At 55.5% G+C, this 19,655-nt stretch carries 15 protein-coding genes, 1 pseudogene and 2 riboswitches; of the genes and pseudogenes, 4 read left to right on the top strand and 12 right to left on the bottom strand.

The window, feature by feature from the left end:
• Nucleotides 1-111: 111 nt before the first annotated feature.
• From tnpC to crcB, 6 genes and pseudogenes are all read right to left on the bottom strand, one after another.
• Nucleotides 112-1,644 (bottom strand): IS66 family transposase, encoded by a 1,533-nt coding sequence (gene tnpC / locus TU79_RS00705; RefSeq protein ID WP_057006257.1) that lies wholly within the window; start codon nucleotides 1,642-1,644, stop codon nucleotides 112-114.
• Nucleotides 1,645-1,706: 62 nt separating this feature from the next.
• Nucleotides 1,707-2,042 (bottom strand): IS66 family insertion sequence element accessory protein TnpB, encoded by a 336-nt coding sequence (gene tnpB / locus TU79_RS26490; RefSeq protein ID WP_057006258.1) that lies wholly within the window; start codon nucleotides 2,040-2,042, stop codon nucleotides 1,707-1,709.
• A complete protein-coding gene (tnpA, locus tag TU79_RS24930) occupies nucleotides 2,039-2,362 on the bottom strand; it encodes an IS66-like element accessory protein TnpA (RefSeq protein ID WP_082638311.1) in 324 nt (107 codons plus the stop codon). Before tnpA ends, tnpB begins: the two co-directional genes overlap by 4 nt.
• A gap of 97 nt (nucleotides 2,363-2,459) precedes the next feature.
• A pseudogene (locus tag TU79_RS26775) lies at nucleotides 2,460-2,654 on the bottom strand (voltage-gated chloride channel protein); the annotation flags it as partial.
• An 80-nt stretch (nucleotides 2,655-2,734) separates the two neighbouring features.
• Nucleotides 2,735-2,807: riboswitch (Fluoride riboswitch) on the bottom strand.
• A 108-nt stretch (nucleotides 2,808-2,915) separates the two neighbouring features.
• The gene (locus TU79_RS00715; protein WP_057006707.1) at nucleotides 2,916-3,275 is read right to left on the bottom strand and encodes a DUF190 domain-containing protein; all 360 of its coding nucleotides are present in this window, start codon (nucleotides 3,273-3,275) and stop codon (nucleotides 2,916-2,918) included.
• A 10-nt stretch (nucleotides 3,276-3,285) separates the two neighbouring features.
• Nucleotides 3,286-3,669, bottom strand: coding sequence for a fluoride efflux transporter CrcB (gene crcB, locus TU79_RS00720; protein ID WP_057006259.1), 384 nt, complete (start codon nucleotides 3,667-3,669; stop codon nucleotides 3,286-3,288).
• A gap of 134 nt (nucleotides 3,670-3,803) precedes the next feature.
• Nucleotides 3,804-3,865: riboswitch (Fluoride riboswitch) on the bottom strand.
• Nucleotides 3,866-4,768: 903 nt separating this feature from the next.
• Between crcB and TU79_RS00725 the strand changes: the two genes are divergently transcribed.
• From TU79_RS00725 to TU79_RS00735, 3 genes are all read left to right on the top strand, one after another.
• Nucleotides 4,769-6,475, top strand: coding sequence for an ATP-dependent nuclease (locus tag TU79_RS00725; RefSeq protein ID WP_057006708.1), 1,707 nt, complete (start codon nucleotides 4,769-4,771; stop codon nucleotides 6,473-6,475).
• Nucleotides 6,468-7,901, top strand: coding sequence for a UvrD-helicase domain-containing protein (locus tag TU79_RS00730; protein WP_053481446.1), 1,434 nt, complete (start codon nucleotides 6,468-6,470; stop codon nucleotides 7,899-7,901). Before TU79_RS00725 ends, TU79_RS00730 begins: the two co-directional genes overlap by 8 nt.
• An 82-nt stretch (nucleotides 7,902-7,983) precedes the next feature.
• Nucleotides 7,984-11,136, top strand: coding sequence for a phosphoribosyltransferase-like protein (locus TU79_RS00735; RefSeq protein ID WP_082638314.1), 3,153 nt, complete (start codon nucleotides 7,984-7,986; stop codon nucleotides 11,134-11,136).
• A 626-nt stretch (nucleotides 11,137-11,762) separates the two neighbouring features.
• Here TU79_RS00735 and TU79_RS00740 read toward each other — a convergent pair.
• Genes TU79_RS00740 through TU79_RS00765 form a run of 6 tightly spaced genes read right to left on the bottom strand, consistent with a single transcriptional unit; the run spans nucleotide 11,763 to nucleotide 17,444 of the window.
• Complete coding sequence (locus TU79_RS00740; RefSeq protein WP_057006261.1) at nucleotides 11,763-12,695, bottom strand: phosphatidate cytidylyltransferase; 933 nt, start codon at nucleotides 12,693-12,695, stop codon at nucleotides 11,763-11,765.
• Nucleotide 12,696: 1 nt separating this feature from the next.
• On the bottom strand, nucleotides 12,697-13,317 hold the full coding sequence (locus tag TU79_RS00745) for a lysophospholipid acyltransferase family protein (RefSeq protein WP_057006262.1): 621 nt from the start codon (nucleotides 13,315-13,317) through the stop codon (nucleotides 12,697-12,699).
• Between the two features lie 9 nt (nucleotides 13,318-13,326).
• On the bottom strand, nucleotides 13,327-13,770 hold the full coding sequence (locus TU79_RS00750; RefSeq protein WP_057006263.1) for a hypothetical protein: 444 nt from the start codon (nucleotides 13,768-13,770) through the stop codon (nucleotides 13,327-13,329).
• Nucleotides 13,760-15,058, bottom strand: a complete 1,299-nt coding sequence (locus TU79_RS00755; RefSeq protein ID WP_057006264.1) for a phosphatase PAP2/dual specificity phosphatase family protein — start codon at nucleotides 15,056-15,058, stop codon at nucleotides 13,760-13,762. Before TU79_RS00755 ends, TU79_RS00750 begins: the two co-directional genes overlap by 11 nt.
• A gap of 2 nt (nucleotides 15,059-15,060) precedes the next feature.
• Nucleotides 15,061-16,815, bottom strand: a complete 1,755-nt coding sequence (locus tag TU79_RS00760) for a bifunctional alpha/beta hydrolase/class I SAM-dependent methyltransferase (RefSeq protein ID WP_057006265.1) — start codon at nucleotides 16,813-16,815, stop codon at nucleotides 15,061-15,063.
• 11 nt (nucleotides 16,816-16,826) lie between these two features.
• Entirely contained in the window at nucleotides 16,827-17,444 is a 618-nt protein-coding gene (locus TU79_RS00765; protein ID WP_057006266.1) for a CDP-alcohol phosphatidyltransferase family protein, read from the bottom strand.
• 304 nt (nucleotides 17,445-17,748) lie between these two features.
• On the opposite strand from TU79_RS00765, the gene hflK reads away from it, so the two are divergent.
• Nucleotides 17,749-19,653 (top strand): protease modulator HflK, encoded by a 1,905-nt coding sequence (gene hflK, locus TU79_RS00770; protein WP_057006267.1) that lies wholly within the window; start codon nucleotides 17,749-17,751, stop codon nucleotides 19,651-19,653.
• The last annotated feature ends 2 nt before the right edge of the window (nucleotides 19,654-19,655 follow it).

Genomic DNA, 19,655 nt, shown 5'->3' on the forward strand with positions numbered 1-19,655 from the left:
GCCGGGGTGAAATTTATATTGAATCGCCTTTGAAAAGTAAACCCCCTAATCAACATTTACCCATCGTAGTTCAATGCAACTGACGGCTCGTCCAAGAGGATGCATTCAGATTTACATCACCTGCGGAGCCCATTTATGCGGCAGCAGCTCGGCGATGTCACTTGCACGCTGTGTTGGCAGTCGCGCCAGAACGTCTTTCAAGTAAGCATATGGGTCATGCCCGTTGAGCTTCGCCGACTGGATCAGGCTCATCAGCACCGACGCGCGTTTGCCGCTGCGCAACGATCCTGCGAAGAGCCAATTCTTGCGTCCAAGAGCCCATGGCCGGATCTGTTGCTCGATGTGGTTGTTATCAATAGGCACCGCGCCGTCATCCAGATAACGTGACAATGCTGGCCAGCGTTTCAGGCTGTAATCCAGAGCCTTGGCGATGGTCACGCCATCATGCACAAGCTCGCGCTGGGCGATCATCCAGGCGTGCAGCCTATCCATCACGGGGACGGCTTTTTCTTGCCGTATTCGTCGCCGTAAATCTGGCTTCAGGTCGCGGATCTCACTTTCGATTTCGTATAGCAACTGGATAGAGTGCAGTGCCTGCTCGGCGAGCGCGCTCTTGTTCGTGGCATGCAGGTCGAAGAACTTGCGCCGGGCATGGGCCATGCAACCGATTTCGGTGACGCCCAATGCGAAACTGGCCTTGTAGCCACCAAAATCGTCGCACACCAGTTTGCCTTTCCAGTCTTGTAGGAAGTTGCGCGCATGCTCGCCCGAGCGGCTTGGGCTGAAGTCGTACACCACTGCGCTGATATCGGCTGATGCGGTGGTCGCGTAGGCCCAGACGTAGCCACGATGGGTTTTCTTCGCGCCCGGCATGAGCACCTGTACCGGTGTTTCATCGGCGTGCACCACGCCGTGGGTGAGCACCACTTCGCGCAGGGCATCAACCAGCGGTTGCAACTGCACACCGCAGGCGCCGACCCACTGGGCCAAGGTCGATCGCGGGATGGCAAAGCCAGCCCGACCAAAGATTTTTTCCTGGCGATACAGCGGCAAATGATCACCGTATTTGGCAACCATCACTTGAGCCAGCAGCCCGGCAGTGGGGATGCCTTTGTCGATGATCTGCGTGGGGACGGGTGCCTGGATCAGCGTTTCGCAGTCATCACAGACCCATTTTCCACGGACATGGCGCTCGACGGTAAATACGCCGGGCGTATAGTCCAGCTTCTCGCTGACGTCCTCCCCAATACGCTTGAGCGCGCAGCCGCATGAGCAGTGAGTGTTGTCTGGTTCGTGATGGATCAACGTGCGCGGAAACTCTGCCGGCAATGCCGCGCGTTTAGGCTTTTGCTTATTCTCAGGCTGCGTTGGAGCCGCTTGCAAGGCTTGAAGCTCAGCTTCAATCGCGGCGATATCGGTATCGATCAGGTCATCAAGCAGGCTGGCCTGCTCTGGATTCATCTGCTCGCTACGCTTGGAAAACTTGAAACGCTTGAGCTGCGCGATCTCATGGGTCAGCTTCTCGATAACCGTTTGGTCGCGGTTGATCTTCTTGCCCATGGTCTCGACTTGCGACAGCAACTGCGCCGCGAAGGCGCGCAGTTGGTCGGAGGACATTTGATCGAGATCGGGAGAAAAAGTCATGCCTTGGATTTTACCAAAGCAGGTCGCTTGCAGCAGTAGGCCAAGGCGCCAATTTCAGCTTTTTAAAGCAGTGTGATCGCACCGCCACTGCCCATGCGTTGCCAGGGTAAACCCAGCACCAAGGCCTGAAGTTGCTCGGTATTCAACTCGAACTCAGGGCCTTGGCGAATGCCTGGCCAGTGGAATTTGCCTTGGTTCAATCGGCGAGCCGCCAGCCAGATGCCAAACCCATCATGCACCAGCACTTTCATTCGAGTGGCGCGGCGATTGGTAAACAGATAAGCGCAGTGCGGCTTCGCCGCACCGAACACCGTGATCACCCTGGCAAGCGCAGTCTCGGTGCCGGCACGCATGTCCATGGGTTCGGTGGCGAGCCAGATGAAGTCGATGCGGATCATCGAGTGAGCCCACGGATGAATCGGGCGCACCCTTCGGGATTTGAGGATGGCCACTTTATTGTGAGCGTCTGCTGGCCAAAAGGGACTTCGATGCTGACAGACATTTGCTGATTGGGTTGGATGCCGGGCTCCAGCTTCAACGGAACGAAAGCGGGTAAAGCGGGTACCTGATGATCCCGATAAACAGGTATCCATTTGCGAACCAGGTTGGCGTTGATGCTGTGCCGTAAGGCTACGCTGGCGATCGAGACGCCAGGTTGCAGGCATTCCTGAACGACCTGGGTTTTAAAAGATTTGGAATAAGAGCTTCGTTGGCGCATGGCAATCCTGACGATAAGGACGATGGTGTCCACGTATTTTTAAGTGGAGAAAATCGCCCTTATGGCTGGGATCAGGTAGGTGACTTCACCGGCCGGTTACGACGAAGCCAGCAACAGGAAGTAGCCAGATCGCCCAGCGATGAGTTTCCCGCCATTGCGTGGCGTGATCCAAAGAGAAGAGGAATAGCGCAGAGGCAGAACCCGCCAACAGAGCCACGAGACCTGCAAGCGCAAGCCATTTTGCTATGTAGGGCAGTAAGTCGAGTTGTTCAGGTCGTCGAAGTTTAGACATTTGGCCAGCCACAAAAAGTAAGTGGGCCTGACCAAAAGTGGGATTCTGAGCGCGAACGCCTACAGACCTGTTTTGATCAGGTTTCTGTAGGCATCATCAGCTGCTACGGGCGCAGCGGTTGGTTAATGGAGGAATGCCATCTCCAATGGATCGATCTTAGCGAGCTGCGATGAAAATGTAAAATCTTGTTACGGATGCCGCAGGCTTGGTCAGGGAAGATGCTCTGTCGGCGGGCATTTCCGTGAATAGCATCAAGCTAGCTCACCCCAAATCTTTAGCGGGTTTTGGTTGGTGTGACTCAATCTCGCCCTGACCGACAAAGCCCATCTCAATGGGAGACTTTATGTAGAACAGGCTAATCTGCTCTGCCTCTAATCTCTGAAAAAGACTGTCGCACTCGTCCTCCGTGATGGCGAGCTGAATTTCCACCGGCTCATCAGCCATCTCAAAAAAATACGCGGAATGTAATTTACCTGTTTGGCCGAAGCCTTCAATGCCTGTTGAAAGAGTGGCCCCCCGAAGCCCCAGATCTTTCGCCAGGTCTACAACCCAATCCCCCAACATTTTTCCTTTATAACGGCGATTTTGTTGAGTAAAGAAAACGACCAGGAAGCCTTTCATGATTAGCACCTCAGCTTGAGCTCAAATATTGATATGTCAGCAGTCCGAGTGCAGTCATAACCAGCGATCCCGTGACATGGATGCCGATGGCTCCCAACGCCCAGACAATTCGACCTTCTTGAATTAGCGTCAGCGTTTCTGCGGAAAACGTAGAGAAGGTTGTAAGACCGCCGCAAAAGCCAGTCATGATCAGGAGGCGCCACTCTTGGCTGACCGAAGGAGTCGAAGCAAAGAATGCTAGCGCGAGACCGATGATGTACCCCCCAACAAGATTGGCTATGACTGTTCCCGGAGGAATTGTCGGGAACAGAGCATTCAGTCGCATACCTAATCCCCAGCGTATCCAGGCGCCGAGGGAAGCTCCTACGGCTATCGCAAACAGTGATTTCAACATCGCTTCAATCCCTACCAATAAATTGCGATAGAACTGAGAAACCGCGAAGGCTTGGTATGCAGAAAGATATGAGATGGGGAATCATGTCCTATCCTCGATTGGGACAGGGAGCGCACCTACGCACCCTGTCTAGGGTTCACGTAGGCATCATCAGCACGAAGGCGGTTACAGGAGGAATGCCATCTCCTGATCTGATCCTATAGCATCCTGACCGAAGACATCAACAAACTCATTCACACGTCACGACAACCTCTGCAGCCGCTTAAGTCCAAAGTACATGGCTTAGAAACCATTCAAGTTATATACAACCCAAGGCGACAAGCCACGGGGAGCGCTTGGCCGACCGCGACAACGAGCGGGCTCAAATCTCCACCCAGATCCAGAGGCGAATAGATCAGCAAGCTGTAGTCAGGGAACAGCTAGGGGCCAAGATGACTGCGGTTTAATTACAGAATCTAGGGTGCTCAGCAGCCTACCGCCGTGGTTTGCTCTATCGCTTCTTCAACGTGCTGGAGATTCATACTGATGGCCAAGCCGCGACGCTGGAGGCCGGTCATCTCTATCACCGCGAAATGAGGCATTCGGAGCTATCGATCAACCATCGCAAGCTGATTGGAGCAACGTTGCGGGCCTAAGACCTTGAGTACAACCACGCCGTTACCCGGCGAGAAGTGGGTTGTGGTCGTAGTCATGCAGGATCGTGACTGGAATCCCTCGGCTGTAGAAAAAGGAACAGTATTCACTGGTGGTTACGGTGGCCGACCGCGACAACGAGCGGGCTCAACTCTACACTCAAATCCAGACGCGAATAGATCAGCAGGCTGTGGTCAGGGAGCAGCAAAGGGCTAATATGACTGCTGTTCGATTACAAAACTGAGGGTGATCGACATTCGCTGTGATTCCTCTCCAGTAAGTATCCCCAAGCCTGCGGGATAATGCGATCTTCGACGGATTCGTGCGGCGAGTTCCCCGGCTCGCTGGATGTCATCTATGATGGGTAAGGCGAATGGCCACTCCCGCAGCTCTCCTTTAGAGCCAGGTGAGGCGCTACTAATGGATTTCGCCTCACTCATAGATGACGATCAGAGGATACCGGTCGGTGAAAATCAGAAAGATCGTGATCAAGAACTTTCGAGGGGTGAAAGCGCTTGATTGGAACGTGCCAACAGCCGACATTTTTTGCCTTATAGGCAAGGGCGACTCCTCAAAGTCCACCATCCTAGAAGCCATCCGTTACACGTTCCATCCCCAGTGGAATCTTGCTCTCAGCGACTCAGATTTTTACCAATGCAAGATCGCTGATCCCATTGTAATTGAGATCACAATTGGGCATTTGGCAGATGACTTCTGTGCACTCAATAAGTACGGACTTCACCTGAGGGGCTGGGATGCTGCAGCTCAGAAGCTTCATGACGAGCCAGATGATCATTTTGAAAGCGTAGTGACCGCCCGGCTTACCGTCGAAAAGGACCTGGAGCCGAAGTGGACAGTCGTGTGTGATCGCAATCCTGACGGAGTGCAGTTCAAGCAGGCAGACAGAAACAAGGTCGGCGTGGGCCTCATCGGAGTATTTAGTGAACGAGAGCTTTCCTGGGCAAACGGAACTGCTCTTGCCAAGCTGACCGCGGCGCAGAGCTTGAGCGAGCTATTGGCCAATGCATCGAGGACCGCGAGAGGTTCACTCGACGTCGACCGCGCTGTCACCCTGACAAACTTCGACAATGCAGCAACCAAATCACAAGAGATTGCGAAGCTCTTGGGTATCCCTGTACTTGATGCCTATAAGGCCCATCTCGACTTGGCGTCCATCAACCTGAAAGTTGGCGGTCTTTCCCTGCATGACGGCGAAATCCCGTTACGCCAGTTAGGTCTGGGATCTCGCCGAATGCTTCAGTGTGGAATCCAGAAAGCAGGTCTGGAGGAAGGCCATATCACCTTGTTCGATGAGTTGGAGTTCGGCCTCGAGCCCCATCGCATTACGCGTCTCGTCAAGCACATTAGGGAGGACAAACGTGGGCAGTATTTCCTAACCACTCATTCGCCCATGGTGCTTCGCGAACTCACGGTGCAGGACCTTCATATCGTCCACAGCAAGGGCGGGGTCGTGACGATCGTCTCTGCTGCCGAGAAGGGCCTCGAAGAGCATGAGGTTCAGGGGAAGATTCGTTCTAGCGCTGAAGCATTCTTGGCCAAAAAGGTCGTCGTATGTGAAGGCGCTACCGAGGTAGGTTTCATAAGGGGCTTTGACGATCACCAACTCGAGAATGGGCAAGATCCATTGTCGTATCACGGTGTGGCGTTGCTGGACGCCAAGGGAGCCAGCAAAGTGAAGGGCATGGCCATTGCTTTCAAAAAACTTGGCTATGACGTGTCGGTGCTAGCTGATGGCGATGCCGAGAAGCAGTTCTCAGCCGCTGATGCTGCTGGGCTTGTGGCGTTAGGAATTCCCACCTACGTCTGGAGCGACAAACTTTCGCTTGAGGAACGGGCTTTTGCAGATCTACCCTGGGCTTCCGTACTTGCCAGTTTGACGCTTGCCGGAGTCGAACTTTTCTACTCGGTATACGATCAAGTGCGATCGCAGTATCAGGACGTGCTCGACCCTGACATCAGCGAGTGGCGGGATAGCCCCAAGCTGCGGACTGCAATTGGTGCTGCAGCAAAGAGTGCGGGGTGGTTCAAGGACACTACTAGAGGCGATCAGTGGTTCAAGTCGGTGAGTGCTGCTTTCAACGATCCCATGTTCGGCAAAACAAATCTCGCCGTAGAGTTGGGAAGGCTTTGGGAGTGGGCCAAGCGTGTCTGAAGACCTCGCAATCAAGCTCAACGACTGTACCTCCAAGGGCTATGTAATCGCGCCAGCGGGGTTTGGAAAGACTCATCTCATCGCAATGGCGGTGCGAGCGTCCAGCGGCCGGCAGCTTATCCTGACGCACACCTTTGCCGGCGTGAACTCGATAAAAATGAAGATGGCAAACTTGGGCGTTCGCGGTTCCCAGTACCAAGTCGATACGATCGCGAGTTGGGCACTTCGCCTCTGTTTGGCATATCCGAAGGCATCAGGGTGGAAAATTGAAAACCCGACCAGTAAACAGTGGTGTAAGTTGTACGAGTGCTGCACCCGTTTGCTGGGCAAAAGGTTCATCCGTGAGGCGGTGTCGTCAAGCTACATAGGTCTCTACGTCGACGAGTATCAAGACTGCTCAGACCTGCAACACGATCTGGTGTGTAGCCTGGCGGAGTTCCTCCCGAGCCGGATTTTGGGTGACCCCCTGCAAGCCATATTCGATTTTGACGACGGCAAGCCCGTTGATTGGGAAGCCAGCATCTATCCCGAATTTTATTGCTTGGGACAGTTGGAGGTCCCTTGGCGGTGGATCAACGCGAAGAGTCCAGCCCTTGGCGAGTGGCTAAAAGAGACAAGGCGAAAGATTGAGCTCGGCCAAAAGATTGACCTTCTTGCCAAACTGCCACCAAGCGTAATCAGTGCCCACACCCAGCCCGAGTATCTAGTCGCTGAACAGTACTCAGCGCTGTGTGGGCTGTTGAACCATAATGAGAGCGTCATCGCCCTGCACGGTGGCGATCAGCAGTCCAAGAACAAAACGCATCTCTTGGCAAAATCCATGGCCGGACGCTTTTCGTCAATCGAGGAAATCGAAGGGAAAGATCTGCACTTATTCTTTAAAAAGCTAGGGGCTGTAAAGAGCGCTCAGGATGGCTTTCTGCTCGCTGTGACGTTTGCGATGAAATGCTTTACAGGCGTACCTGGCACGTTAACGGCAGGCACTAGACGAGGCGAGGTGACCAAGCTTCGCCAAACTACCAAATATCCGCTGGTACTCCAGGCGGCAAATGACTATCTGACTGTTCCGTCCAGCAGCAATCTCAAGGCTTTTTTTCATGCATTAAAGAGTAACCCTGAAACTTCAGCCTATCGCCGTGATTTGCTCTATCGTTTCTTCAGCGTCATCAAGATCCATATTGATGGCCAAGTTGCGACGCTAGTGGAGGCTGGTGTCCTGTATCAGCGTGAAATGAGGCACTCCGGTCGGCCGATCAACCACCGCAAGTTGATTGGAACGACGTTGTTAGTCAAGGGACTTGAGTATGACCACGCCGTCATTCTCCATGCCGACTCGCTTGATGCGAAGGATTTATATGTAGCGATGACCCGTGGGGCGAAATCTCTGACGATCATTGGGACATGCAGACATCTACCAGTATTTTGAATACGCCTACGCCTACGCCTACGCCATTGCATGCGCAATCTAAGGTTTTAATAACTGCATAATTTATCTGAAAGGGACATCGATGAAAGGTATACCTGTAGGAAGTAACGAAATAGAAAAAGATTTCGCAGAGTTCACGAAAGCTAACTCAATTGAAGGGTTGCATGTTTTTTTTCGAAGGATATGTCTTTACTTAGGCCTTGATGAAAGGCACCCACTAGTTTCAGTTTTTGACACCGCTAACGGCGAAGCTATAAAAAAAATGGTAGCCTCTTGTTTGCTACGAGTTGTTAGTCAACATTCTAAGATTCTTTGGGAAGATACTGCATTACGGCTAAAAGTCTCGACCTTGTGGGATGATGTTTATTCTAAAGATATTTATAAGATATTGAAGCTTACAGGAAAAATCGCTAATCATGATCTTTTTCGGAAAATGGAAGAGGTTGAATCAACTCAATTAAGACAGTTCGAAGATTTAGCTGGATCAATGATTAGCGTGGAAACTGCTTCGGAGGTCCGTCGTAGATACCAAAAGCTTTTGAGTAGTCCTCTAACGAAAATATTTTCCGAGAGTCAAATTTACGATAGATCCTTAGTGTCGCCTGAGCGTGTGGCTGAAGTATTCAATGCTTTAGATGGTTACATTGAATCTGATAGGGTAAATTCATCAAAATCTTTCTCAAGGCTTGAGGACGTAATTACAAAATATGACGAGGATATTCGTAGGCACGGGGCGAATATATACGTTGAAACATTTGTTAGTAAAATAATACATGAAGTGCTTTCTGTGACTGCGCTGCACTTTGAGCTTAGTGGATCACAACAGTCTGCCGAATTGGTAATAGCCGGAACGGACAGGAAATATCCTCTTCACACGACAGGTGAGGTGTTTTCTTATAGAATGAATTTGGTCAATGTTGGGCCAGGCATTGCATACAACGTTCAAATAAATATTTTGGAGGTGGACAGCAGTATTGAAGTTGAATCTCAAGAGCTGTCTTTGGGGGCTTTGGATGTAGGGATACATGAGTTTATTGTAAACATGAGGTCGAATTGTGACGCCTATAGAACACCAAGCATTTTGGGTTTAATGTCTTGGACAGACTATTCTGGTGTAAGAACTGAGATCGATTTTGAACTCCTCATCATCCCTCAGAATGGAACTTTAGATTGGCAGAAAATAAAGTACCTACAGCCGTACAGTTTGGAATCTGTCGACAGCGAAGACGAGCTGATTGGCCGTAAAGATATGCTGGAGAATATCTACTCTAAACTTTCTTTGAGAAAGGGCGAGTCCTCAATAATTTACGGTCAGAAACGGGTAGGTAAGACTTCTTTGGCTAAGACGATACAGAATAGATTTAAGGCTAAAGCCAATCACATCGCGATCTTTATTGAAACTGGAAGTCTCGATAAGACTTCACCGGGTCGATTTATAAAATCATTAGGCGATAAGGTCATTCGCTCGTTAGCTCGGCATGTTTCAATTGATCCAGAAAGCTACAAAGTAGACTCATCTTTATCTCCACTAGTTTCTTGTATAGAAGATATTGTTCACGCACATCCTGATCTTAAAATCGTCTTAATAATAGACGAATTCGATGAAATTCCGTCTCAGCTTTATCCTTATACTATTGAGGGTGATTCTTTTTTTCATAATTTGAGAAGCTTCAGCGGTGAAAGTGGTGAAGGACGAGTCTCCCTAATACTAGTAGGTGGTGAGAATATGGGAGTTATCATGCAGAGTACGGATAAATTGAACAAGTTTGATGCGTCCAATGTCGGTTACTTTAATAAGTCAGAATACTGGGAAGACTTTAAAGAGCTTCTGGTAACGCCGGTGCGTGACGTTATGGAGTATAGCGATGAGGCAATTTTGAAACTTTATGAAGCAACCGAAGGTAACCCATTTTATACAAAGTTTGTCGCGAAAGTTCTATATAAGAAAATGTGTGATAGACGGTGTTCATTTATTTCTGCGGATGAGATTGAAGATGCCGTCAGGGATAGCGTACAAACAATGGAGGCGATTAATTTAAATCATTTTTGGAGTGATGGCATCAGAGTAGAGGATCCTGAGCGACGAGATCTTATAGAGACGGAACGTAGAAGATTTTTGATATCTTTTGCTGACAAACTCCGTGAGCATGGCACTGTAGATAAAAAAATGATGTTTGGGGGGGCAGACTTTGGCGTGCAAAAGGAAATACTTGATAGTTTCGTTAGCCGAAATATTCTCGTCGAAGAAGAAGGTAGTTTGAGAATTAAGCCAAAGCTATTTGAACGATGGTTAGTAGAGAAAGGCGTTCATACATTAAGGGCTGCATTTGCTGATGAAGAAGCGCTGAGTGCCTTTGAGGCGAGAGAGAGCGCTGCATATATACCAGACTCCAGCTTGATTTCATTAGCAGATAGTTGGGAACTCTATAGAGGGCGCAGAGTGGGCTCAAGCGAAATTAGAGCGTGGCTAGCTCAATTCGAGAGTAATGCAGAGCGTTGTCTAGCATTCAAGATTCTAGAAAATATAAATTTTTATGGAGAGGCTAGAGTCAGAGAGAAATTAAAAATAATACATGATGTGGTCAGGCGAGAAGTTGTTTACTCTGTTAAGAGCGGAGAGCGTTCCAGGCGCGATATTATTGTTAGTGCTTTCGGTCCACCTTCTAAAAGCGGTTCATCCTATCTGAGAATGTATGTTTCCGAAAATGGAATTATTTCAAATGGTGTAAAGAGCTCTGCTGATATACCGAAGGCTTTGAGCGGCGACGAGCAAACTAAAGCAGTCGTCTTTATCGATGATATAATTGGTTCTGGCACTACTATGATTGACTGCCTCCGGGAGTTTAGCGAGGCGGCGGGAGAGATGATTTCGCAAAGAGATATCCTAGTAGTGGTCGGGGTTATATGCGGACTTCGAAGTGGTGTAGAAAAAGTCTTACAAGTTATAGACTCTGGTGAGTTTCCATTTCGTGTAGAGCTCAAGGTTTGTGATGTCCTTGACGAAGGGGACAGAGCATTTTCACAGGTGTCACAGCTATTTGATGAGGGGGATAAGCATAAGGCACAAGTAATGGCACGCAAATATGGGTCAAAGCTCCAGTCCCGTCATCCATTGGGTTACGCCGACTCACAGTTACTAGTTGTATTTAAAGATAATTGCCCGAACAATACATTGCCTATTATCTGGTGTACCGGAGAAAATCCTAAATGGGTACCAATCTTTAAACGAATCTAGAAGCTGAGCTCGAGCGACCCCCTGAGATTACTGTTGTGTAATTGGGGCTTTAGTGCTTAGAGGTAGCATATAAAACTCTGTATGCGATACCGACGGTTTATGAGGGCTTGCCCCTGACCAGCCTCACCGCAAGGCTCAGTAGGTTGGCCGATTCCGTTGGCTGCGGTGACGGAGGAGATAAGTTGCATGGTGAGCCACTGAGTTCAGAAGGCTCGCAGTCTTCGAGCTTGATGTAAACTCAGTGTATTTGCGCTCGGCGCGCCTGCTGTTTTATGACCGAAAAAAGCATTTAAAATCAGTAAGTTGCGCGTTTTCGACAGACTTTATTTAGTAGGTTGAACAGCAGAACCTCTAAAACTAGGTGTCGCGACAGACTTTATTTCTGATTAGTACGCCGGCTGGCCCCTGAAATTGCTGGGCTCGATCCGACAGACTTTATTCCGTAGGATCAGTAGACCTGTGCGTCTTCGAAGCTGATGCCTGGATTCGGGATAAAAAAGGGATGAGGGAGGCAGGAATGCAGGTTTCAGACTTTGCTTAAATCCTGAAAACACCACACCCCCAATGTGGGAGCGAGCAAGCCCGCTCCCACATTTTGATCTTCGCTTGAGTTGGAGACGGCGAGGTCAGGTCCACCAGTACCGAACCAAATGAAAGAAAATCGGCGCGGCGAAGCACACCGAATCCAGCCGATCCAGCATCCCGCCGTGGCCTTCGATCATGTGCCCCCAATCCTTCACCCCGCGGTCGCGCTTGATCGCCGACATCACAATCCCGCCAGCGAAGCCCAGCAGGTTGATCAGCAGCGCAATCAGGAACGACTGCCACGGGTTGAACGGCGTGGTCCACCACAGTGCTGCGCCGATCAGCGAGGACAGCAGGATCCCGCCCACAAAGCCTTCCACGGTTTTCGAGGGTGAGAGGTTCGGCGCGATCTTGTGTTTGCCGAACAATTTCCCACAGACGTACTGGAGCACATCCGACAGTTGCACCACGATCACCAGGTAGGCGATCAACAGCAGGTTGCGGCCTTCGTAGCCGGGAATATCCAGCGTGAGCAGGGCGGGCACGAAGGATACGCAGAACACTGCGATCATCAGCCCCCATTGCACCTTGGATGCGCGTTCCAGGAAGTGGGTGCTGTCGCCGCCCAGAGAGGCGAGGATCGGCAGTAGCAGGAACACGTACACCGGGATGAAGATCGAGAACAGCCCGTACCAGTCGGCATAGATCAGTACGTATTGCAGCGGCAGTGCCAGGTAGAACGCGGCCACCAGTGCCGGGTAGTCGCTGCGCCGGGTTGGGGTGAGGGTGAGAAATTCGCGCAGGGCGTAGAACGACACCGCGTAGAACAGCAGGATCACGGCGGCGGTGCCGAGCCAGAACGCGATGCCGATCACCACCACCATCACCCACCAGGCGTTGATGCGCGCGTTGAGGTTTTCCACGACCGCATTCGGGGTGCCACGGGTGCGCAGCTTGAGGATCAGGCCGATCAGCGAGGCCAGCACGAGGATCGCGCCGATCCCGCCGAACAGCATCAGAGTTTGGCTATCCATGTCAGACATGCTCCGGGGCAAGGGCCAGCAGGGCGTCGCGGGTGCGCGCAAGAAACAGCGCCTTGTCTTCGCCGTCTTCCAGTTGCAGCGGGGCGCCGAAGCTGGTGGTGCACAGCAGGGGCAGCGGCAGGACGCGGCCCTTGGGCATGACCCGATTGAGGTTGGCGATCCACACCGGAATCAACTCGGCCTGTGGGTAACTTTTTGCCAAGTGATACAGGCCGCTCTTGAAGGGCAGCAGGCCGTCCTCAAGATTGCGCGTGCCTTCCGGGAAGATGATCAGCGAGTCGCCACCTTGCAACGCGGCGAGCATGGGTGCCAGAGGGTTATCCACAGGGCCCTTGCGCTCGCGGTCGATCAGCACACCGTTGAACACGCGGTTGATGATGTAGCGGCGCAGCGCACTTTTGTTCCAGTAGTCGCTGCCGGCCACCGGGCGCGTGAATTTGCGCAGGTTCTGTGGCAGCGAGGCCCACAGCAGCACGAAGTCGCCGTGGCTGCTGTGGTTGGCGAAGTAGATGCGCTGCACCGGCACGGGCGCGCAACCGAGCCACAGACTGCGGGCGCCGGTGACGGTGCGGGCCATCGACGTAATCAGCGTGGCGACCACGGGTTCGAACATGGGAATTCCTTATCCGGCGAAAGGCAGCCAAGGGCTGGCGAGAATGACGCCCAGGGTCAGCAGCGCTTGCGCGCCCAGCAGCCAGGCTTGTTTGCGCAGCAGTTTGAGCGCGCCTCGGCGGCGCTCGATCCAGGGCCGTCCGGCGCGCCGGGCCGATTGCAGGCCAAGGGCTTGCAGGGCCTGGTCGAGGTCGGCGGTGCGTCCGGTATCCCGCGCCAGCAGGGCAAACAGGTCGGCGTCGAAGGCCACGCGCAATGCCCAGTATTTTTGCAGCAGCCCAAGGATAACCATCCACAGGCTGAGCAGCAGGCAGATTGGCGAGATGCTCGCCATCAGCACTTGCGCCAGCCCGAACAGCACGCCGAGCAGCGTCAGGCCTGTGGATAACTGATCCAGTGAGCGACCACGACGCAGCAGGCTGGCGACGACCTGGAGTTCCATATCAGCGGGCATGGGGCAAACCCTCCAACGCTTCTCGGTGAGCGGGGTGCAGGACCACTTCGGCCCGTGCTGTACGAATGATAGCCAGCGCCTGATCCACCGTGGCGGCGCGCCCGCTGTGCAGCAGCCAGGCGGCGACGGCGGTGGCGCTGCGCGAATAGCCCAGCGCGCAACACACCAGCAAAGGTCCGCTGACGCGCAGGCGCTCGATGGCCTCGGCCGCGTGTCGGCATTCGGCAGGTGTGGGCGCGATCAGGTCCAGCGCGGGGATGCACTGGTAGGCTCGACCCTGTGGATTAATCGGCAACTCTGCACACAGATCGACCACTGCACTGAACGAGCCTTGCTCAGCGGCCGTGGGAATTCGCCCCAGCCAGACGTTATCCACAATCAGATCGGCCTGTGGATGCCTGCGCGTCCACAGCCGTGAATTGATCCAGGCACCGGCCAGATACGGCGCATACAGCCAGCGTGCGGCGGGTGTTAACCGGCCATCCGCGCGTTTCTGAAAACCCTCTGCGCCAAGCGCGCAGTAATTCAACGTGACCAGCGCCAGCGACACCGCGGGCCACGCCAGCCACAGCCACCAACCGCCCAACAGCAGCGCCAGGCTGAACAGCACGAGGGCCCCTACGGCATAACGCATACCCAACCACCAACGCTTGGGATCGCGCGCCAGTCGACTATGCAACAGGGGACTCGGATGCTCCACAGGCCAGAGCCACACACACAGCCATCCCGCGAGGGCGCCTGTGGGTAAGTCGATAAAGTGATGTTGATAAGTGGTCAGCACCGAAATACCGATCAAGGCGAACCAGCCATGCACCAGCCAACGCCACATGCCCTGGGTGTGCCGCTGGAACATTAGCCACAGAATCACCAGCAGCGCGATGTGCAGCGACGGCGCCTGGTTGAACGGTTTGTCGAACCCCGCCAGCACCGCGAACAGCCAGCCGAACACGCCATCCAGCGCGGGCCGTTCGAAGGTAAACCGCAGCGGCCAGATCAGAAAGCAGCTCACGGCGATCGCCTGCGCAGTCAGCAGGCGCAGCGCGTGCTGCTTGAGTTCATGGCGGGTGTTGGGCAGCAGCAGCGAGAACCCGTAAAGCAGGTCGATGGACCAGTAGGGCACGATGGTCCAGGCCCAGAACGGCATATGGATTTCCCAGCCGAACACCAGCGTGCCCACGTCGCTGCGCTGAGCCGTGACCCAGGTGGCGAAGCCGTAGGTGCTGAAGAACAGCGGCGCCAACAGCAGCAGCCACAACAGCGCGGGCTTGAATAAACCGGGTTCGCGCATGTTCAGAGCTTCTGCGCCAGGGACACGGTGAAAATGCCCCATTCATCCACACGTTGGGTGATTTTGCGAAAGCCTGCCGCTGCCACCAGTTGATCCATTTCCGCCTGACTGCGACGGCGCATCACCCAGGCCTGGCCCTGGCGATGGCTGGTGAGCGCGCGGGCGATCAGTTCCAACTGCGGGTGCCACGGCTGGCCGGTGTACACCAGGTAACCACCGGGCTCCACTGCCTCGGCCAGGCCGGCCAGCGAACCACCGACCCTGCCGTTATCGGCGAACAATTCATACAGCCCGGACACCACCGCCAGGGTCGGCCTGGGCGCAAGCGCTGCCAGGTCGGCCCGGTCAAACGCGTCGCCTTTGACGAACTGCGCGATATCCCCCAGGCCTTTCTCGCGAATCAGCGCGCCGCCGTCACGCACGTTGATGTCGCTGTAGTCACGCAGCAGGATCGATTCCGGCAACGGTGAGACGCCCTGCAAGGCTTCGAGAATGTAACGGCCATGGCCGGCGGCGATGTCGACGATGCGCACTTCGCGTTGCTCATCGCGCAATCTGGCCATGGCCAGGCGCAGTAACTCCTCGACGTTCACTTTGCGCTGGCGAATGCCGCGCCAGCCGATGGAGTTGAGGTAGTTGGTGTCGATCATCCGTCCCAAACCGCCCTTGCCGGTGGGCCTGTTGCGGTAGACGTAGTCCAGGGTGCTGCCGGAGTCGAAACCGGTATCGAAACCCAGCTTCACGCCGGCCGACAGGCGTTGGCCCAGGCCCATGCTGGCGCGGGTCATGCGCCAGTAGAGGTCGCGCAGGGAATTGCGCGGCAGCGGCGCGGCGAGGGCTTCGGATTCGGCGCAGGTGGCGCCCAGCCTGTCGGCGTTCAGCAGTGACGCGCGGTCCAGCGGTTGGCTGAAGTTCTGCAGGATAAAACGCCTGGCGCTGCCCAGCGCCACCGCGCGATCACGTTCGCCAAGGGTGTCGTGAAAGAAACCGGGGAGGATATGCAGCTCTTTTTTCAGGCTGCCCAAGCGGTCGAAGAACTGCTGCTGAGGCTTGCGGTGCACCACGAAGTCGGAACCGGACACCAGCAGTTGGGTCGGCACCTGGATCGCCTGGGCATCGGCGACAACGCGGTCGGCCGCTTCGTACAGGCCCAGCAGCACATTCACCGAAATGGCCTTGGTGATCAGCGGGTCGCTGTCGTAGGACGCCACCCGCTCGGGATCATGGCTGAGGAACCTGGCCTTGACGTAACTGTTGACGAAAAAGTTGCCGCGAAACCGGCGCATCAAGGCCAGGCCCGGGCGGGCGAAGGGCACGTACAGCTTGACCTTGAACGCCGGGGAGGCCAGCACCAGGGCGCGGATGTTGGGGGCATAGTCGTGCACCCAGGTGGCCGCAATCACCGCGCCGACGCTTTGGGCGATCACCGCAAGGTTGTGCGCCTCGATGCCAAACGTGGCGTCGATATGCTCGCAGAAGGTCTGCACGTCGCGGGCACTGGTGGCGAAGCTCGGGCTGTCACCGCGTGCGCCGGGCGATTGACCGTGGCCACGAGCGTCCCAGGCAAAGAAGTCGAAACCGGGCAGGTCCAGCTCATCCACCAGATGGGCGATACGCCCGGAATGCTCATGGCCGCGATGAAACAGCAGGATCGCCTTGCGCGGTTCGCCATCCGTCGCAGCGGTGGCCGGCCAGTGCCGATAGAAAAGCTCGACGCCATCATGGGTACTGAATGTCTGTGCCTGCTGTTCGCGCATCGCAAAAATCCTTATGCAATCGGTGAAGTGGTTTCTTTCAGGCCTTGGCGCACGCGGTTGACCAGGGTATAGGCGAGCAGGGCGGTGACCAGCCACATCACCGCGCTCACCCACGCAGCGCCCAGCCAGCCCAGCGCCACACCGGTGGCCAGCACACCGAGGACAAAGGCGCGGTCGCTCTTGCCCATTGGCCCGTCATAGCGCCGCGAAGCACCGACCATCGGCCCCAACACCCCCGCGTATTCGCTGAACACCGCGAGCAGCGTCACCAGCAGCACTGGCGCCAGACTCACCTCGGGAATCAGTGCAAACGGCAGGATCAGCGCGCTGTCGGCGATCACGTCGCACAGTTCATTGAGGTAGGCGCCCAGGCGCGATTGCTGGCCGAATTCGCGGGCGAGCATGCCGTCGATGGCATTGAGGGCCATGCGCACGATCATCCACAGCGGGATCAGCGCAAACAGCCACAGGTGCTGAGCGAACCCGCCAATCAGCAGGCCCACCAACAGGGAAATCACCCCGGCCAGCACGGTGATCTGGTTGGCGGTGGTGCCATTGTCGTAGAGGCGCTGCACCAGCGGGCGCAGCAGGTTCTGAAAGCGTGGCTTGAGCTGATAGATCGAAATCATGGGAGATGACGCTTCCTTGTCCGTGAGCCCGTGAAAAGCTGTGCTGGAGTGTGCCGATTATTTGTAGCTCCTACCAGTGATGTCTCCTGTTTATAGGGGGTTAGTGCAATCTTGAGTGCGATAACGCTCAACGGTGGGAGGGGGCTTGCTCCCGATAGCGGTGGGCCAGTCAGTCATGTGTTCACTGACCCACCGCTATCGGGAGCAAGCCCCCTCCCACATTGATTTTTCGGTGTTAAACAAACAAATATTTCACGCCCCGTGTTATATCGTAACGAACTGTGTGTTATCGGGCGTTGAGTGGATGCAAGTGGATCTGGAAGCTGACGGCGTGCGGGCTGAAAGCCTGCCGCGTTTTCAGCAAGGGCTGTTCCATGCCCGTCGATTGAGGCAAGCCGGTATCAGCCTCACCGCCCTGGGTGTCAGTGGTTGGGTGTTGGCGTTGTTTGTCGCGCTGTTTGCGCCACTGTCGATCTGGCCGGTGGTGTTGATCAATTGCGCCTCGGCCTTGCTGCTGCTGGTGGCCGGCTTGCAGTCGGCATGGTGGGTGGCCGACTGGCGCGCTCAGGCACTGGAAGCACCGCCGGTTGACGTGCCGGCTGAAGAAACGGGCCGCTACGCGCGCCTGATGGAGCGCTTTATCGCGCAGATCGGCACACCGGTCTTGTGGCTGTGCGGTTGGGCGTTGCTGGCGCTGATCAGCATCATCGAATTCTGGAACCTGGCCCTGCCTGCGGCCGCTATTGGCCAGTCCGCCAGCATCGGTGCTGCACTGGGGTTGGCCCTGGCGTTTGGCTTGCTGGTGTTCGAACGTCGTCTGGCCCAGGAAAGCGCCGCGCAATGGCCTGAAGCCTCATCCCTGGCCCAGTTGTGCCGCGTGGCCATCGGTTGTTTGCTGATTAGCTCGATCTGCCTGCTGTTTGCGAACGCCGAATCGGTGTGGCCGGTGCGCCTGGCCGTGCTGATGGGCGTGTTGCCCGCGCTGGTGGCACTGGAGTTTTTGATCAGGGCCGTGCTGTCACTGTTCAGCCCGCGCCAGCCGCGCCTCGAACCACGCCTGATGGCACAGAGTTTCATCGCCGGCCTGCTGCGCTGGCCGCCCCAGCCCTTGCTCGCCTTGCAGCACGAACTGCACAACCGCTACGGCATCGACCTGCGCCAGATCTGGGCGTTCACCTACATGCGCCGGGCATTTTTGCCGGTGCTGTTGGTGGTGTTGGCCGTAGGCTGGGCGCTGACCGGCGTGCATGAAGTGCCCCTGCAAGGTCGTGGGATTTACGAGCGCTTCGGCGAACCGGTGCAGGTGTTCGGGCCAGGTCTGCATACCGGGCTGCCATGGCCGTTGGGCCGTGTCATCAACGTGGAAAACGGCGTGGTGCATGAGCTGGCCACCAGTGTCAGCCAAGCTGCCCCATCCGAACCGGCGCCCGCTGAAGGCCCACCGCCAGCCATCGCCAACCGCCTGTGGGACGCCAGCCATGTGAATGACAAATCCCAGGTCATTGCCAGCAGCAGCGGCGACAAGCAAGGCTTCCAGATCGTCAATATGGATGTGCGTTTCGTCTACCGCATCGGCCTTGGGGATCAGGCCGCACTGGCCGCCACCTACAACAGCGCCGACGTGCCGACCCTGATCCGCAGCACCGCCAGCCGCATCCTGGTGCACGACTTCGCCTCGCGCACCCTCGACGAACTGCTCGGCGAACAGCGCACGCGGCTGGCCGACGAGATCGGCCGCAGCGTGCAGGCCGACCTGCACAAGCTCGACAGCGGCGTGGAGATTCTCGCCACAGTGGTGGAAGCCATCCACCCGCCGGCCGGTGCGGCCAACGCCTACCACGGCGTGCAGGCCGCGCAGATCGGCGCCCAGGCCCTGATCGCCCGCGAGCGCGGCGCCGCCAGCGAGCAAACCAACCAGGCCTTGTTGCAAGCCAGCACCGCCCATGACCAGGCCGTGGCCAGCGCCCGCGAAGTGCATGCCGGCGCCCAGGCCGCAAACCTGCGCTTTGACGCCGAACAAAAAGCCTACGCCAGCGCTGGCCGGGCGTTCGTGCTGGAACAGTACCTGGGCCAACTCAGCCAGGGCCTGGCCCACGCCAACCTGCTGATTCTGGATCACCGCCTGGGTGCCGACGGCGCTCCGACGATCGATCTGCGTTCTTTTACCTTGCCCGCCGATCCAGTGGCGCCGCGTAAAGCCGTTCAATAAGG

The sequence above is a fragment of the Pseudomonas trivialis genome, from assembly GCF_001439805.1.
GTDB classification, from domain to species: Bacteria; Pseudomonadota; Gammaproteobacteria; order Pseudomonadales; family Pseudomonadaceae; genus Aquipseudomonas; species Aquipseudomonas trivialis.

Bases quoted from the DNA above. Each gene is read 5' to 3' on its own strand.
- TU79_RS00750 (WP_057006263.1), bottom strand. From the start codon at position 13,770: ATGCCCGCTGATATGGAACTCCAGGTCGTCGCCAGCCTGCTGCGTCGT.
- TU79_RS00735 (WP_082638314.1), top strand. From the start codon at position 7,984: ATGAAAGGTATACCTGTAGGAAGTAACGAAATAGAAAAAGATTTCGCA.
- TU79_RS00755 (WP_057006264.1), bottom strand. From the start codon at position 15,058: ATGCGCGAACCCGGTTTATTCAAGCCCGCGCTGTTGTGGCTGCTGCTG.
- TU79_RS00715 (WP_057006707.1), bottom strand. From the start codon at position 3,275: ATGAAAGGCTTCCTGGTCGTTTTCTTTACTCAACAAAATCGCCGTTAT.
- TU79_RS00740 (WP_057006261.1), bottom strand. From the start codon at position 12,695: ATGGATAGCCAAACTCTGATGCTGTTCGGCGGGATCGGCGCGATCCTC.
- TU79_RS00760 (WP_057006265.1), bottom strand. From the start codon at position 16,815: ATGCGCGAACAGCAGGCACAGACATTCAGTACCCATGATGGCGTCGAG.
- tnpB (WP_057006258.1), bottom strand. From the start codon at position 2,042: ATGATCCGCATCGACTTCATCTGGCTCGCCACCGAACCCATGGACATG.
- crcB (WP_057006259.1), bottom strand. From the start codon at position 3,669: ATGTTGAAATCACTGTTTGCGATAGCCGTAGGAGCTTCCCTCGGCGCC.
- TU79_RS00745 (WP_057006262.1), bottom strand. From the start codon at position 13,317: ATGTTCGAACCCGTGGTCGCCACGCTGATTACGTCGATGGCCCGCACC.
- tnpA (WP_082638311.1), bottom strand. From the start codon at position 2,362: ATGCGCCAACGAAGCTCTTATTCCAAATCTTTTAAAACCCAGGTCGTT.
- hflK (WP_057006267.1), top strand. From the start codon at position 17,749: ATGCAAGTGGATCTGGAAGCTGACGGCGTGCGGGCTGAAAGCCTGCCG.
- tnpC (WP_057006257.1), bottom strand. From the start codon at position 1,644: ATGACTTTTTCTCCCGATCTCGATCAAATGTCCTCCGACCAACTGCGC.
- TU79_RS00765 (WP_057006266.1), bottom strand. From the start codon at position 17,444: ATGATTTCGATCTATCAGCTCAAGCCACGCTTTCAGAACCTGCTGCGC.